This window comes from Methylomonas sp. Kb3 (genome assembly GCF_002834115.1).
GTDB classification, from domain to species: Bacteria; Pseudomonadota; Gammaproteobacteria; order Methylococcales; family Methylomonadaceae; genus Methylomonas; species Methylomonas defluvii.
In genome coordinates this window covers 1-15,357 of the sequence record NZ_PIZT01000015.1, presented here as the reverse complement: position 1 = coordinate 15,357, position 15,357 = coordinate 1, and the positions used below count along the sequence as shown (strand labels likewise).

General features: G+C 49.1%; 14 protein-coding genes. 13 read left to right on the top strand and 1 reads right to left on the bottom strand.

What is annotated here, in order from left to right:
* Positions 1–81: 81 nt before the first annotated feature.
* The 3 genes from nhaD to rpmE all read left to right on the top strand — a co-directional run bounded on the left by nhaD (position 82) and on the right by rpmE (position 3,526).
* Positions 82–1,389 (top strand): sodium:proton antiporter NhaD, encoded by a 1,308-nt coding sequence (gene nhaD, locus CWO84_RS10710; protein ID WP_240618034.1) that lies wholly within the window; start codon positions 82–84, stop codon positions 1,387–1,389.
* Between the two features lie 334 nt (positions 1,390–1,723).
* Entirely contained in the window at positions 1,724–3,031 is a 1,308-nt protein-coding gene (locus CWO84_RS10705) for an MFS transporter (RefSeq protein WP_101052645.1), read from the top strand.
* Between the two features lie 294 nt (positions 3,032–3,325).
* On the top strand, positions 3,326–3,526 hold the full coding sequence (gene rpmE, locus CWO84_RS10700) for a 50S ribosomal protein L31 (protein WP_081607938.1): 201 nt from the start codon (positions 3,326–3,328) through the stop codon (positions 3,524–3,526).
* Positions 3,527–3,597: 71 nt separating this feature from the next.
* Here rpmE and CWO84_RS10695 read toward each other — a convergent pair whose 3' ends face one another.
* Positions 3,598–5,868 carry a penicillin-binding protein 1A gene (locus CWO84_RS10695; protein WP_240618025.1) on the bottom strand — a complete coding sequence of 757 codons (2,271 nt, stop codon included), beginning with the start codon at positions 5,866–5,868 and terminating at the stop codon, positions 3,598–3,600.
* A gap of 303 nt (positions 5,869–6,171) precedes the next feature.
* Here CWO84_RS10695 and CWO84_RS10690 point away from each other — a divergent pair, with 303 nt between their 5' ends.
* From CWO84_RS10690 to xerC, 10 genes are all read left to right on the top strand, one after another.
* On the top strand, positions 6,172–7,233 hold the full coding sequence (locus CWO84_RS10690; protein WP_020483743.1) for a pilus assembly protein PilM: 1,062 nt from the start codon (positions 6,172–6,174) through the stop codon (positions 7,231–7,233).
* On the top strand, positions 7,233–7,805 hold the full coding sequence (locus CWO84_RS10685) for a PilN domain-containing protein (protein ID WP_033156772.1): 573 nt from the start codon (positions 7,233–7,235) through the stop codon (positions 7,803–7,805). The genes CWO84_RS10690 and CWO84_RS10685 overlap by 1 nt, the downstream gene beginning before the upstream one ends.
* Positions 7,802–8,428: a type 4a pilus biogenesis protein PilO gene (locus tag CWO84_RS10680; protein WP_033156771.1), complete on the top strand. Its 627-nt coding sequence runs from the start codon at positions 7,802–7,804 to the stop codon at positions 8,426–8,428. The genes CWO84_RS10685 and CWO84_RS10680 overlap by 4 nt, the downstream gene beginning before the upstream one ends.
* Positions 8,425–8,982: a pilus assembly protein PilP gene (locus CWO84_RS10675; protein WP_101052641.1), complete on the top strand. Its 558-nt coding sequence runs from the start codon at positions 8,425–8,427 to the stop codon at positions 8,980–8,982. Before CWO84_RS10680 ends, CWO84_RS10675 begins: the two co-directional genes overlap by 4 nt.
* A gap of 2 nt (positions 8,983–8,984) precedes the next feature.
* The gene (gene pilQ, locus CWO84_RS10670) at positions 8,985–11,228 is read left to right on the top strand and encodes a type IV pilus secretin PilQ (RefSeq protein ID WP_101052640.1); all 2,244 of its coding nucleotides are present in this window, start codon (positions 8,985–8,987) and stop codon (positions 11,226–11,228) included.
* A 141-nt stretch (positions 11,229–11,369) separates the two neighbouring features.
* Positions 11,370–11,495 carry a lipoprotein gene (locus CWO84_RS10665; protein WP_084153286.1) on the top strand — a complete coding sequence of 42 codons (126 nt, stop codon included), beginning with the start codon at positions 11,370–11,372 and terminating at the stop codon, positions 11,493–11,495.
* Between the two features lie 3 nt (positions 11,496–11,498).
* Positions 11,499–12,749, top strand: a complete 1,251-nt coding sequence (lysA, locus tag CWO84_RS10660; protein WP_101052638.1) for a diaminopimelate decarboxylase — start codon at positions 11,499–11,501, stop codon at positions 12,747–12,749.
* A gap of 2 nt (positions 12,750–12,751) precedes the next feature.
* Positions 12,752–13,582, top strand: a complete 831-nt coding sequence (gene dapF / locus CWO84_RS10655; RefSeq protein ID WP_323131740.1) for a diaminopimelate epimerase — start codon at positions 12,752–12,754, stop codon at positions 13,580–13,582.
* Positions 13,579–14,268, top strand: coding sequence for a DUF484 family protein (locus CWO84_RS10650; protein WP_101052636.1), 690 nt, complete (start codon positions 13,579–13,581; stop codon positions 14,266–14,268). Before dapF ends, CWO84_RS10650 begins: the two co-directional genes overlap by 4 nt.
* Positions 14,269–14,273: 5 nt before the next feature.
* Entirely contained in the window at positions 14,274–15,167 is an 894-nt protein-coding gene (gene xerC / locus CWO84_RS10645; protein ID WP_033156984.1) for a tyrosine recombinase XerC, read from the top strand.
* Positions 15,168–15,357 lie beyond the last annotated feature (190 nt).

Genomic DNA, 15,357 nt, shown 5'->3' with positions numbered 1-15,357 from the left:
AAAACATAGAGGATAAAGGGGGCTATCTTGTTGCGCTTACTGTTAATTTTGGCCGGCTTGCTGTTTTTGCCGGAAATCGCCATGGCTGAAGAGTTTCACAATCTCGGCTTAACCGGAACGGAGCGGGGCATTTATACCGTTCTGATCTTTTTGGTGGCCTATGGATTTGTGATGGCAGAAGCGTTTACGCATTTGCGTAAATCCAAGCCGGTTATTTTTGCCGCTGCCGTGATTTGGGGGCATGTGGAGATATTGGCTCAAGAGGCCGGTGTTTCCGGTGAAGAACTGCATAAAGCTTTCGAACATGATTTGAAAGAGTACGCAGAGTTGATGTTGTTCTTGCTGGTGGCGATGACCTATATCAACACCATGGCGGAACGTAATGTGTTTGAAGCGCTGCGCTCCTGGTTGATTCGTAAACAATTTGGCTACAAGCAATTGTTCTGGATCACCGGCATCATTACCTTCTTCCTGTCTTCGGTAGCTGACAACCTGACTTCTGCGCTGTTGGTCGGCGCCGTGGTGATGGCCGTGGGTGCGGATAACGAAAAATTCGTCTCAATCGGTTTCGTGAACCTGGTGATTGCCGCTAACGCCGGTGGTGCCTTTTGCCCATTCGGTGACATCACGACCTTGATGGTATGGCAAGCTGGTTATGCTGAGTTTTTCGATTTCTTCAAGTTGTTCATTCCCTCTGTCGTCAATTTCGTCGTGCCCGCCTTCTTCATGGCGCAAGCGATTCCAAGTGGTCAGCCAAAAGCAACCAACGAGGCTGCTGTTGAATTGAAGCCCGGTGGTTGGGTGGTGTGCGGTTTGTTCGGCGTTACCATCGGTTTGGCCGTCAGCTTCAAACAATTTCTGCATTTGCCGCCGTTCATGGGCATGATGGCAGGGTTGTCCATATTGATGTTATTCATCTACTACATAAAGATGCGCTTCGCATCGGCTGATGCAGTGCATCTTGATGTATTTGATCGCGTAAAGGAAGCTGAATGGGATACGTTGCTGTTCTTCTTTGGTGTGGTCTTCGCGGTAGGTGGTTTAGGTTATATCGGGTACCTGGAATTGTTGTCCGGCGCGATGTACGACGGTTTGGGGCAAACCACCGCCAACATCCTGGTTGGTATAATTTCAGCAATAGTTGATAACATCCCGGTGATGTTCGCGGTACTGAATATGAATCTGGATATGGATTTGTATCAATGGTTGTTGGTGACATTGACTGCCGGTGTGGGTGGTTCATTGTTCTCGGTGGGTTCTGCGGCAGGCGTAGCGTTGATGGGGCAATCCAATCACAAATACACATTCTTCAGTCACTTAAAATGGACGCCGGTTATCGCTGCAGGCTATGCGGCGAGTATCGTTACCCACTATCTGATAAACGGTTAACTCGTCGATTTTTGATAGAACTGCAATAAAGTAAGGGAAGGCGCGTGACAAAGGCTATTAATAGTTGGCGTAGCGCTTTCTCTACTTTTACGCAGTGGCGTGTTCTGAGTGTGGTATTTCTCGGTTTCAGCCGGACTTCCTTTCTAGTTGGTTTCTTCGCCTGTATCGGTTTGGCTGGCCGATGGACAGGATTATCTGTTGGTTATAGGCTTTTTTACTCTGGTGGGTGTAGGGCCTTACTCGATTAAATTACTATTCCTGCATGAGCACGCCGACGCACATCCCCCCTAATTCGGCTGAGAAGCCGTCGCCCGCAACCCAATCAACCCCCGTTGTGCGCCGCAAGCGCTCCGCTTTGGAAGTGATTCATGAGCTCAAGCAGCCCAAGGTGGCCGTCATGTTGGCGCTGGGCTTTGCCTCGGGCCTACCCTTCCTGCTGACAGCCAATACCTTCGGCTACTGGCTGCGGGATGACGGCACGAGCCTGGTTGCCATCGGTTTCATGTCCTGGGTTGGCTTTGCTTACGCCTTTAAGGTCTACTGGTCGCCGCTGGTGGATCATATCGATGTGCCGCTGCTGGGCCGTCTGGGGCGTCGTCGCGGTTGGATACTGCTGTGCCAAATTTTGATCGCCATCGGTCTGCTGGGTATGGCCGCTGTCGGGACAGCAGGCGGGCTGGCGGCTATTGGTGCCTTCGCGTTGTTGACGGCCTTCGCGTCAGCCACGCAGGACATCGCCATCGACGCTTGGCGAATCGAATCCGCGTCCGACGACGCCGACGTGGGGTTGATGACTTCGGCGGCGCAGGTCGGATACCGTGTCGCTCTCATTATTACCGACGCCTTGATCATTGCTGCGGCGGCCCGTGTCGGGTGGAGCATGTCGTATGTTGCCATGGCGGTGTTGATGGCACTTTGCACCGTGGCAACCCTGTGTGCCTCTGAGCCAGTCCGCGCTGATGTGGTGCGGCGCCAGAAGTCTCCGCTATGGACCTTGCGCGGCCTCGCCGATGCGATCATTGGCCCGTTTATCGACTTTTTCGTCAATCACAAGGTTGCAGGGCTGCTTATGCTGCTGATGGTGGCGCTGTATCGCCTGCCTGATTTCGTGATGGGGCCAATGTACAACCCGTATTATCATGATCTCGGGTTTTCCAAGGACACGGTGGCCTGGGTGCGAGGTTCGTTCGGGCTGGTTGCCACCTTTTTCGGTATTGCCTCGGCAGGTCTCAGTGCCGTGCGGTCCGGCCTGTTGCCAACGCTGATCGCAGGGCTTGTGTTCGAGGGATTTGGCACGGCGGCATTCGCCTTGCTCAGCGTCAACGCTGACACAGCGATTTTCGCCGCAGTCATGACGCTCGACGCTTTTGCCCAGGCCTTCGCGGGCGTCGCCTTGGTAATTTATATGTCGAGCCTGACCAGTTTGGGCTACACCGCCACTCAGTACGCCATGCTGTCGTCAACTTACGCCTTGCTTGGCAAATTCCTGAAAGGATTCTCCGGGGTTGCGGTCGAAACGCTCACGCCCATATACGGGTTACCCGGAGCCTATGCTACTGCGTTTGTGGCTACTGGCCTGACCGCGGTGCCGCCGCTGCTGCTATTGCTGCTGCTTTGGCGCGTGCAGAACATCAAGCGATAGTCCTTGTGACTAAAGTATTGATAGCCCCCTGATTTGATAGCAAAATACACGAAATGTTTAGTAGGCTTTCAAAAGCGCTATCCTGTTTTGAGCGCCTGTTCGTGATGCCGGTTCAATCCGGCACTGCCTGCTGGGGTTTTAATATGTTATTGATGCGGACTGGTGATTAGCGGTGATGGTCTGAGGCGTTGAGTTAGTGTTTAACACTGTTTTTGTGTTGCAGATTGCCTGTCGAGATCGTATCATAAGCAGTTCTCTATCAAGTATGTAGCCCGGAACGGGTATGTGAGCGCTATGAAACCAGAAATACATCCAGAATATAAACAAATTACTGTAACTTGCGGGTGCGGCAATACTTTTCAAACCGGTTCTGTGCTGGCCTCGGATTTACACATTGAGGTGTGTTCTTCTTGCCATCCGTTTTATACCGGTAAACAACGCGTCGTTGATACATCGGGCCGTGTTGATAAATTCCGCAAAAAATTCGGAAAATAATAGTTTTCGAGAAGTCTTGTTCGGCCGTCGGTCAACTGGCGGCCAGATTCTTCCCAGTTATACGAAGTGTTTTAAAATAACGCTTCTTCTGCAAATAATTCATCCTCTTCGGGTTCTTCAGTTTTTGGTGCCGATTTTGCCGTTGGTACGGTTTCTTCGCTGAAATATTCCCAAATGCCTCCCCTCGCTTCTTGATCTAGTAATAACCCGTCTGCTGGGTTGATGTAAGCCTGGACTATCCCATTCGGTTGGGTTAATGGTTTTTCCGGGAAGTTTTGTTGTACGGCTTTCATGAATTTAATCCACATCGGTAAGGCTGCTTTTCCGCCAGTCTCGCCATGCCCAAGCGGTAATGAATTATCGAAGCCTATCCATGCAGAGGCCACTATATCGGTAGCAAAACCGTTAAACCAAGCGTCTCTCTGTTCGTTCGTGGTGCCTGTTTTACCCGCCAAATCGTTACGGCCCAATTGTTTGGCCTGAGTTGCCGTACCGCGCTGTACAACATCTCTTAGCAGGCTGTTTGCCAGGAAATTGATTTTTGCTGAAATAGCGCGCGGCGCGCGGTTTGGTGGCGGCGGGTCTTGGTCGGGGCAATCGGCACACGCCAGGGGTGGGTTGGCCTGGAATAACAGGTTACCTTTGTGATCTTCGATGCGTTCGATGAGGTAGGGTTTTACCAAAAAGCCGCCATTGGCAAATACGGCATAGGCCGACGCCATGCGCAACGGTGAGGCGTAGCCGCTACCTAAGGCCAGAGACAGTGTGCCGGGTAATTGTTCTTTATCGAAACCAAAGCGCATGGCTGTATCGATTGCCTGAGGTATTCCGATTTCCTGCAGCAATCGCACTGAGACCAGATTGATCGATTCCCGGAGCGCAACCCGCAATGATGTCGGACCCAGAAAGCGGCGGCTATAGTTTTCCGGACGCCAGTCGTTTTCTTGCGAAGGGTCCTCGATTACGATGGGCGCGTCATTAATGATGCTGGCCGCGGTGAAGCCTTTCTCCAGGGCGGCAGTATAAATAACAGGCTTGAATCCCGAGCCCGGTTGGCGTTTGGACTGTGTAGCCCTGTTATATTTGCTGTGATAAAAATCAAAGCCGCCGCATAGTGCCAGAATCGCGCCATTGTTAGGATTGAGTGCTACGAAAGCAGCCTCAGCTCCCGGAATCTGCGTCAGCGCCCATTCGTCTTTTGCTAATTCTCTAACCCAGATGATGTCGTTCGGTTTAAGAAAAGCCTTGGCGGAGCCAATATTTTTTTCCGGATAAGGTCTTGCCCATTCAATATTTTTCCAGGCGATGACAATCTGTGTGTTGTCATAAAGTCTTGCGGTAACCCCGGAATCGGCCACTGCTGTTATCAGGGCTTGCCGAGTGTCTCCGATAACGTTGTCGGTCAGTTGAGCGCCGCCTTTTTGTGTATTTTTATGTGGAAAACCGCGATAGCCGTGGCGCTCGTCATATTCATGCAAGGTTTTTTGCAAAGCGTCTTCTGCTGCTAACTGAAATTGACTAGGGATGGTGGTGAAAATTTTCAAACCCAAGGTATAGGCTGTCTCGCCATACTTGGACATAACTTCTTGCCTAACCATTTCCGCGATGTATGGCGCCTGTAGCTCGACATTTATCGGCTGAATCTCCGCATTATCAACTGCTTGCACGGCAATTTCGTAATCGCTCTGGCTTATATAGTTTAAATCCAGCATTCGGCGCAACACGTAGTTCCGTCGCTCTATAGCGCGCTGAGGATTGGCTATGGGATTGTAAATGGACGGCGCTTTCGGCAAGCCGGCAATCATCGCTTGCTGGTGAAGGGCTAGCTCGGAAATATCTTTACCATAATAGGTTTGCGCGGCCGCTGCGACGCCATAGGCACGTTGCCCCATATAAATTTTGTTCAAATAAAGATCCATAATCTGATCTTTGGAATATTGCCGCTCTATTTTCAGGGCAAGAATGATCTCCTTGAGCTTACGTAAATAGGTTCTTTCGTTACTCAGCAGGAAATTGCGGGCAACTTGCATGGTGATGGTGCTGCCGCCTTGGCGCTTCTTGCCGGTGAGGGCTAATTGGCTTACCGCTCGCAGCAGGCCTTTGAAATCCACGCCGTTGTGTTTGTAAAAGCGGTCGTCTTCCGCAGCGATAAACGCCTTGATCAATTGCAGCGGTACTTGCTCAATGTTGATCGGGATTCGGCGCTTCTCGCCAAACTGAGCTATCAATAGATTGTCTTGGCTGTAGATGTTCAACGGCATTTGATATTGAACATGTTGTAACTGGTCGATGTCCGGCAGTTCCTTATCGAGTTCGATTAGGAAAAAATAAGTGGCGATCATAAATGTGCCGATAAAAGCGAAAAAGAAGAAGGCCAGCCACTTAAAAAGTGTCTTGATCAGAGACTTGGGTTTGGGAGCTTTCTTAATGGGCACTGAAATTCAAACGCACTGCTAAAATACAAATTGCCGGTCAAAATAAACCCTTTTGATAATAGGAACAACCTAAAGTTACTTATAAAGTGGTTTATCTAAGAGGATGAAATTAAAAAAACCTACTATACTTCTGACCCATGTGGGTTCTGCACCTCGTCTGAGCATGCTTGAGCCAAATTCAATCATATTCGATCTAAAAAGGGTTCATTCATGAGCTGGTTGAGCAGGAATCCGTCGGCTGTGCTGGGTGTGGATATTAGTACAGCTGCGGTTAAATTGTTGGAATTGAGCCGGGTCGGTGCTCGTTACCGGGTAGAAAGTTACTCGGTGGCGCCCTTACCTCAAGATGCGATAGTCGATAAGAACATCACCAATATAGAGCAAATCGGCGCGGTAATAAAAGCGGCGGTCAAGCAATCCGGTACTCGGGCAAAGCAGGCGAGCGTTGCGGTTGCGGGTTCGTCGGTGATGACCAAAATCATTTCGATGCCCGCCTCCTTGTCTGATAGGGACATGGAGGAGCAGATCATGGTAGAAGCGGATCAGTACATTCCTTATTCGCTGGACGAAGTCAATCTCGATTTCGAAGTCCAGGGCATCACCAAAAATAACCCGGATATGGTTGATGTGTTGCTGGCGGCTTCTCGACGGGAAAACATTGAAGACAGGGTGGCTGCGCTGGCCTATGCCGGCCTGAAGGCTGTCGTCGTCGATGTGGAAGCTTTCGCGATGGAAAATGCGTTTTCCTTGTTGGCGGATCAGTTACCGGAAGGTGCCGGCAATATGACTGTCGCCATCGCCGATATTGGCGCAACCATGACCTCTCTGAACATTCTGCATGAAGGTAAAACTGTTTATACCCGGGAGCAAGGCTTTGGCGGAAAACAACTAACTGAAGAGATTCAGCGCCGCTATGGCCTGTCGTATGAAGAAGCCGGTTTGGCCAAGAAGCACGGCGGCTTGCCGGACAATTACGTCACGGATGTGCTGGAGCCCTTCAAAAAAGCCATGTTGCAGCAAATCGCCAGATCGTTGCAATTCTTTGTTTCCTCTAGCGCCAATCGCGGCGTCGATGCCTTGGTACTTGCCGGTGGTTGCGCGTCAATCGCGGGTTTGGACAAATTGGTGGAACGCGACCTCGGCATCCCGTCTTACATTGCCAATCCATTTATCAATATGGCGCTTTCTAATCGGGTCAAACCGCAAAGTCTGAGCAACGATACGCCTGCGATGATGATAGCGTGCGGTTTAGCGCTAAGGAGTTTCGATTAATGGCAAGAATTAATTTACTCCCCTGGCGAGAAGAGCTGCGTAAAAAAAAGCAGCAGGATTTTGTGGCGGGTATTGGTGCCGGTATTTTGGTGACAGCACTGATTTTGGTCGTGGTCTATATGTATATCGAAGGGATTAAAGAGTATCAGACCCGCAGAAACACGCTACTACAAAACGAAATAGCCATCTTGGATAAGCGAATTCAAGAAATCAAAGAAATTGAAGATAAGAAAAACCGGTTATTGACCAAAATTGAAGTCATCCAAAAGTTGCAGGAAAGCCGTCCCGAGGTGGTGCATTTATTCGATGAATTGGCCAAAACCACGCCGGATGGTATTTACCTGACGAAGTTTGCCCAGGCAGGAGCGGTTTTGACGCTGGATGGGAAGGCGGAATCGAATGCGCGGGTGTCTGCTTATATGCGGGCTATCGATAACTCGCCGTGGATGAATACCTCGGTACTGACTGTTATCAAGGGCGAGGGTAAGAAGGATGGGCAGATGAATGACTTCACCCTAACTGCCAAGCAAGGTAAGAAGGTCGATAAGCCTCAACCAGGAGCCGTCAAATGAATTTGTCTGAAATCAATTGGGACATTAATTCGGCGGGCAGCTGGCCAACGCCACTAAAAATCATCGTCATTCTTATGTTTGCGGTATTAACAGCGGCGGCTGGCATTTACTTTGTGACGGTGCCGCAGTTGGATGAATTGGATGTGCTTGAAAAACAAGAAGAGAGTTTGAAAAGTGCGTTTGAAGTTAAGCAAAAAAAGGCTGTCAATCTCCAGGATTACCGCGATCAGCTGGATCAAATCGAAGCGTCGCTAGGTGAGATGCTGAAGCAGATGCCTACCAAAGCTGAAGTTGCCAGCTTGTTGGTTGATATTTCCCAAACCGGATTGGCAAGTGGCCTAGAGTTTAAATTGTTCCAACCCAGTACCGAAATTAACAGAGAGTTTTATTCTGAATTACCAATTGGTATCCATGTCGTCGGGAAGTATGAAGAGCTGGGATTATTTGTCAGCGGTTTAGCTTCCCTACCCAGGATTGTGACGGTGCACGATGTGGTCATGACGCCGATGGGTAAAGAAGGCAAAGATGGTATGAGCATGACGGCAACGATAAAAACCTATAACGAGGGCGAAACAGCGCAAGCCGCCGGCGGACCGGCTGCTAAGAAAAGGAGAGGACAATGAGGTGCGTCGGTGTGAAAGTGTTTCCGACCCTGCCGATGTTGAGTTTGCTTTTGGTTGGGATGGTCGGATGCGGTGGCGACGATGTCAGCGATTTGACCAAATATATTGAAGAGGTAAAAGCTCGTCCCAAGTCTGCTATCGAACCCTTGCCTGAAATTAAAGTGGTTGAATCGTTTATATTCAAGCCCGATGGATTGAGGGATCCGTTTAGGTCAATTGAAAGAAAAGATGACGATAGCAATGTCGACGTCTCCGGTATCAACGGTATTAGACCTGATATAGAACGCCGGAAGGAAGAGTTGGAAGCCTACCCTCTGGACAGTCTGCGCATGGTTGGAACGCTACGTAACGACAAAGGCTATTGGGGTTTGGTAAGAGCTAGAGATGGGACTATCCACCGCGTACAGGTTGGGCATCACATGGGGCAAAATTACGGCAAGATACTGCGTATTCTTGACGACAAAATAGAGCTAATGGAAATCGTACCTGATAAACCGGGCACTTGGCGCGAACAACAGTCTTCACTAGCATTGGCCGATGAAAAAGGGTTATAGAAATGAGTATTAAACAAAATAAAAACGGATGGAAAGTGGCCGGCTTCGGTTTCTGGTGTTCAGTGTTGCTGAGTTGTTTTGTGCATGTTGCGCTGGTGCACGCCGATGATGGAGCGATAAACAACTTGGAGTTTTCCACCTTGGCCGGAAACCAAGTGCAAGTGCAACTGGAAATGGATGGTCCGATAGTGGAGCCGAAAATCTTCCAGACCGATAACCCTTCCAGAATCGCATTGGACTTTGCCGGCGTAAAAAGTAATCTGGCAAAAAAAAGCTTTCCGATCAATCAAGGTGCTGCAGGCACGGTATATGTGGTTGAGGCTTCAGGGCGGACTCGGGTTATTATCAATTTGGTAGAAAAAGTGCCTTATGAAACCAAAATCGAGGGTAATAAATTTTATGTGGTGTTGAAGTCCAGCGGGACCGTTGCTGCGGTAAACCGAGCCGTGCAGCAAGCGCCTGTCGCGAAGGATTCGGTAATTAGTAAATTTTTGCCGGAACAAAACATAAAAAGTATTGATTTTCGACGCGGGCCAAACGGTGAGGGACGTTTGCTACTGGGTTTATCTGCGGCAAATACTGTCGTGGACGCTAAACAAAATGCCGGTAAAGTGGTTTTAAGTTTCCTAAACACCAAGTTGCCGGAGTCTTTAGTTAAAAGTTTTGACGTATCCGATTTTGCGACACCTGTACAAAAAATCGAAGCCTCTCCCAGAGGCGATAGCGTCAACATTGTCATAACACCTAACAAGGGTAATTACGATTACTCGTCCTATCAGTCCGATAATTTATTGACGGTTGAGTTTCGGCCGTTGACACCGGCGGAAAAAGAAGCGCAGCAAAAAGAAAAATTCCCGTATATCGGCAATAAGTTGTCATTGAATTTTCAAGATATCGAAGTGCGTTCGGTGTTGCAAATTCTGGCCGACTTTACCGAGCTGAATATCATTGCTGCTGATTCGGTCGCGGGCAATGTCACGCTTAGATTAAACGATGTACCTTGGGATCAGGCTTTGGAGTTGATTTTAAAATCCAAAGGCTTGGCAAAAAGACAGAACGGCAATGTGGTGATGGTGGCGCCGGTTGCTGAGATCATGAAAATCGAGCAGGAGGAGCTGGATTCGAAAAAAATATTCGAAGAGTTGGAACCGTTAAAAACCGAAAATATTCAGATCAATTATGCAAAAGCAGGGGAGATTTGCGGTGTATTAATGGGGGTGGGGAATAGCTCGCAAGGTGGTCAGTCCGGTGCAGGTGCAAGCAGTGGCGGAGGTGGTGGTTGCGGCGGTGGTAGTGGTAGTTCCGTCGCGTCGCAACAGGCCGGTTCCGGCCAGAATAGCCAAGGTGGCGGTCCAGCAAGTATGCGATTGCTATCGCCACGCGGTACGGCGATTGTCGATGCCAGAACCAATACGCTGATTGTCAAGGATACGGCAAAGGCTATGGAAGATGTACGCAGAATGATCAAACTATTGGACGTGCCTGTGCGCCAAGTGTTGATCGAATCGCGAATCGTCATAGCGGATACTTCGTTTGCGCAGAACTTGGGTACCAAATTTGGGGTGGCTCATAAAGCCGACGTAAATAGCGGAACGCAATACGGAATGACGGCCAGTGGTGCGGAAACTAGCGAAAATTCGCAAATTCTGTCGGATTTGGGATCTGCATTGGCAGCTTCTAGCGGAGGTGCTTTGGCCTTGACCTTGGCACGCGGAGCGGATTATCTTTTGAACCTTGAGATCAGTGCATTGCAAGACGATGGTAAAGGCGAGTTGGTGTCCAATCCGCGGGTAATGACTAGCGACATGGTGCAAGCTTCAATCAAACAAGGTGTGCAGATTCCGTATCAAACCCAAAGCCAGGCGACTGGTCCGGTGACGGAGCTGGTCGATGCGGTGTTGGAGCTGAATGTCACGCCGCAGATTACGCCAAGCGGCAGTGTTATCATGCTGCTCGACATCAAAAAAGATTCGCCGGGAACACCTTTGGCTACAGGCGGTAACGCAACGGTACCTATCGATACCCGGCAGTTGAAAACCAAAGTTCAAGTTGAAGATGGCGAGACGGTAGTGTTGGGCGGCATCTATGAGTCGACTGTTCAGGAATCTTACAATACTGTGCCTTGGGTGTCGGATTTACCGGTGATTGGCTGGATGTTCAAGAAAAGTGTAAAAAACGATACCAAAAAAGAGTTGTTGGTGTTTATTACGCCTAAAGTGGTGAAAGAGTCGATGACGATAAAGTGAGTCTTCGTCTGGCCTAGCGACAAAAAGGGGCTTCATGCCCCTTTTTTTGTGGCTTGCCGAGATTGGTTGGCTGTCTTGCGTTCGTTCTTTTAAGCTGTCGGCTATGCTATATTCCGCATTCACCCGATAATCGTTACGAACATGACGACAAACAAAATTTTAACTCTAGTTCTTTGGGCGCTGTTGCTGCAAGCCTGCGGTCAAACCGGGCCCTTATATATGCCGGATAGCCCGCCGCCAATTTACGTACCGAAACAAGATAAATAAGCCATGGATTTTTTTAATTATCGGCAACACGAGCTGTTTGCCGAAAGCATTCCTGTTGACAAAATTGCCGAAAACTACGGTACTCCCTGCTATGTCTATTCGCGCGCGACCTTGGAGAGGCATTGGCAAGCCTTCGATCAAGGCTTTGCCGGGCACCCGCACCTTATTTGTTATGCCGTAAAAGCCAATTCAAATATTGCGATTCTCAACGTGCTGGCGCGACTTGGGTCTGGGTTCGACATCGTGTCGCTTGGCGAAATGCAGCGCGTGCTAGCTGCGGGCGGCAGTCCTGACAAAATTGTGTTTTCCGGTGTCGGTAAACGCGAGGACGAAATCTTAGCGGCGTTGAAAATAGGTATACGCTGTTTTAATGTTGAAGTCAGCGGCGAACTTGATCGGATCAACCGATTAGCCGGTGAGCTGGGTGTTATTGCTCCCGTGTCTTTCCGGGTCAACCCGGATGTTGACGCCAAGACGCATCCCTATATTTCCACCGGGTTGAAAGAAAATAAATTCGGGATCGATATCAAGCAAGCCATTCATGAGTATCGGCGTGCCGCGCAGATGCCGAATATCCAAATAGTCGGTATCGATTGCCATATTGGCTCCCAACTAACTGAAACAGTGCCGTTTTTGGATGCGCTGGATAGGGTGTTGGCGTTAGTCGATGAACTGCAAGAGGAAGGTATTGAATTGCACCACCTCGATTTAGGGGGCGGGCTGGGTATTTGTTATCGCGATGAGCATCCGCCGCAACCTTCTGAATATATTGCAGCTCTGCTGCAGCGTTTAGCGGGACGGAGTTTTGAAATTCTATTAGAGCCGGGGCGCGCCATCGTCGGCAATGCGGGAATATTGTTAACCAGAGTGGAATACCTCAAGCCAACGGAGAATAAAAATTTTGCTATTGTGGATGCGGCCATGAATGATCTAGTCCGGCCGGCTTTATACGGGGCGTGGCAGGCAATCATTCCGGCGAATACCGAAAGCGATCAGTCCGAGTTGGATTGGGACATCGTGGGGCCGGTGTGCGAGACAGGTGACTTTCTGGGTAAAGCGCGGTCGTTAAAGTTGAAACAAGGCGATTTATTGGCGGTTCGTTCAGCGGGAGCCTACGGGTTTACGATGAGTTCAAACTATAACTCGAGGCCACGAGCGGCGGAGGTAATGGTGGATGGCGATAAAACGCATCTTATTCGATCCCGAGAAACTCTGGAGCAACTATGGGTTGGCGAGCAGCTTTTACCTGAGTAGCGATGATGATTAATTTCACCAAAATGCAGGGCTTGGGCAATGATTTTGTCGTGATCGACGCTATAAACCAGCCAATACAATTGACGACCGAACAGATTCGATTTTTGGCGGATCGCCATTTTGGCGTGGGCTGCGATCAATTGTTATTGGTGGAAAAGCCGGTTAGCGATAACGCCGAGTTTAAATACCGGATTTTCAATGCTGACGGTAGCGAGGTTGCGCAATGTGGAAACGGTGCGCGTTGCTTCGCACGCTTTGTGCGCGACAAAGGATTAAGTAATAAAGACGAAATTATTGTTGATACAGACGCGAGACAACTGACGCTTCGATTCGATGCGGGCGGTTTGATCACCGTTGACATGGGAGTTCCCGCACTGGAGCCTGAGCAAATACCGCTAAAGGTTTCCGAACAGTCCACGTTATATAAAGTGACTTTGGCGGACACAGAAGTTGCATTCGCAGCTGTTTCTATGGGGAATCCTCATGCGGTTATCCAGGTTGATGATGTAATCAGCGCGCCAGTTTCATCTATCGGCGCTAGGTTGGAGAGTCATGAGCTGTTTCCGGAGCGAGCTAATATTGGTTTCATGCAAATTGTTAATCGTCGACAAATCAAGTTGCGAGTTTACGAGCGTGGCGCAGCCGAAACGCTGGCTTGTGGCAGCGGGGCTTGCGCTGCTGTTGTGGCCGGTATCGAGCAAGGTTTGTTGGAGCAGGATGTTCAGGTTCAACTGCCTGGCGGGGAATTAATCGTTAGCTGGCTTGGTAGTGGTCATCCTGTCATGATGACGGGGGCCGCGACTACGGTATTCGAAGGACAAATAAAGTTATGAGCAGTGAACCAAAAGTCTTATTGACCGAAGCCCTCGTTAAGGCCTATCTGCAAGAACATCCCGAGTTTTTCCAAAATCATTTGGATTTGCTGGAGAAGATGCATATCCCACATCCCAGTGGTAATGCAATATCGCTAATATCCAAGCAACTTGAAATTTTTCGGGCGAAGCATCAGGAGCAAGAAAATCAATTGACCGCGTTGATCGATATTGCCCGGGAAAATGACGCTTCGTTCAATCGCATGCATGAGTTGACTCTGGCCATGTTGGAAGCAAATACCCTGGAGGACGCGGTAGCAAATTTAAGTGAGGTGTTGGCTGAATGTTTTTTCACTGATTTCGTATCCATTAAAATCATTAAAGAACAACCGCTCTCGCCTATCAGTAATTTATTCGTTGGGGCTGATGATGCTAACTTGAAGCATTTTTCCAATGAATTAACCACAAACCAGCCGAAATGCGGTCGGCCGACCTTAGCGCAAGCGAGGTTTTTGTTTGGCGACGTGGCCGCGGAAGTTCGCTCGTGTGCGATCATTCCTATGGTGTTTACGCAGCTTGATGGGCTGTTGGCGATCGGCAGTCGCGATGAGTCGCGCTTTCACTATAGTATGGGCAGCATATTTCTCACTCAAATGAGTGAGATTATCGGGACTCGTTTTATATCATTGCTACACCAAACGGATTGATTGTCATGCATACCGAAGCGGATGAGGCATTGCTGCAGTATTTTCGCTATTTGGTTTCGGAAAAGCGCGTTGCAGATCATACGTCAACAAACTACCAAAGGGATTTAAAACGTTTTCAAAGTTTTTGCTCTAGGCAAGAGCTCATGTTTTGGCAGCAAGTTCAGGATCGTGATGTACGGAATTATATTGCCGGGCGTCATAAAAACGGTATCGGTAGCAAGACGATTCAGCGCGAACTCGCTGCTTTACGCAGTTTTTATCGATTTTTACTCAAAGCCAAGCAAGTGGAGCATAACCCTGCCCAGCATGTGCAAGCGCCCAAAGTTTCAAAAAGGTTGCCACATGTTTTGGATGTCGATCAGGTTGTGGGGATGTTAAATGCGACGCCGGATTCGATTTTGGAAATCCGCGATTTGGCGATGTTTGAATTGTTTTACTCATCTGGGTTGCGACTGAGCGAGTTGGTAATGCTTGATTTGTCAGACATCAATCTTAGCGAAGGCTTTTTGAGGGTGCGGTTTGGTAAAGGCGGCAAGCAAAGGCAATTGCCGGTTGGTAGTAAAGCACTTGATGCGCTTAAGGTTTGGCTGGCAAGTCGGCCTGAGGGGGAGTGGCAGGCAGTGTTTGTTTCCCTGAAGGGGCTTCGATTATCTCAAAGAAGCGTGCAACTTAGATTGGATCGTTGGGGCAAAAAAAAAGGAATAGCCGAGCACCTTCATCCTCATATGTTGAGGCATTCGTTCGCAAGCCATTTGCTTGAAGCCAGTAAAGATATTAGGGCTGTGCAAGAGTTGTTAGGGCATAGCAATATATCGACTACTCAGATATACACGCACCTGGATTTTCAACATTTAGCGGCTGTTTATGATCAAGCACATCCGCGCTCGCGCAAGGGTTGAAGGCTGTTGAATAAAAAAGTTCTTGACGCGAGGATGATGGGTGATTAGAATGAGCGGCTCTTCACTGCTCTGGCTTTTAAGTTTTAGCGGTGAAGCGGTCGACTTGGTTCGGCGGGTTTGAGGTTGTTGATTGGCGGGTTTGTTTTTTTGGTTTCGGTTTTTGAAATGGCTTAAAAATAAATTTGACAAA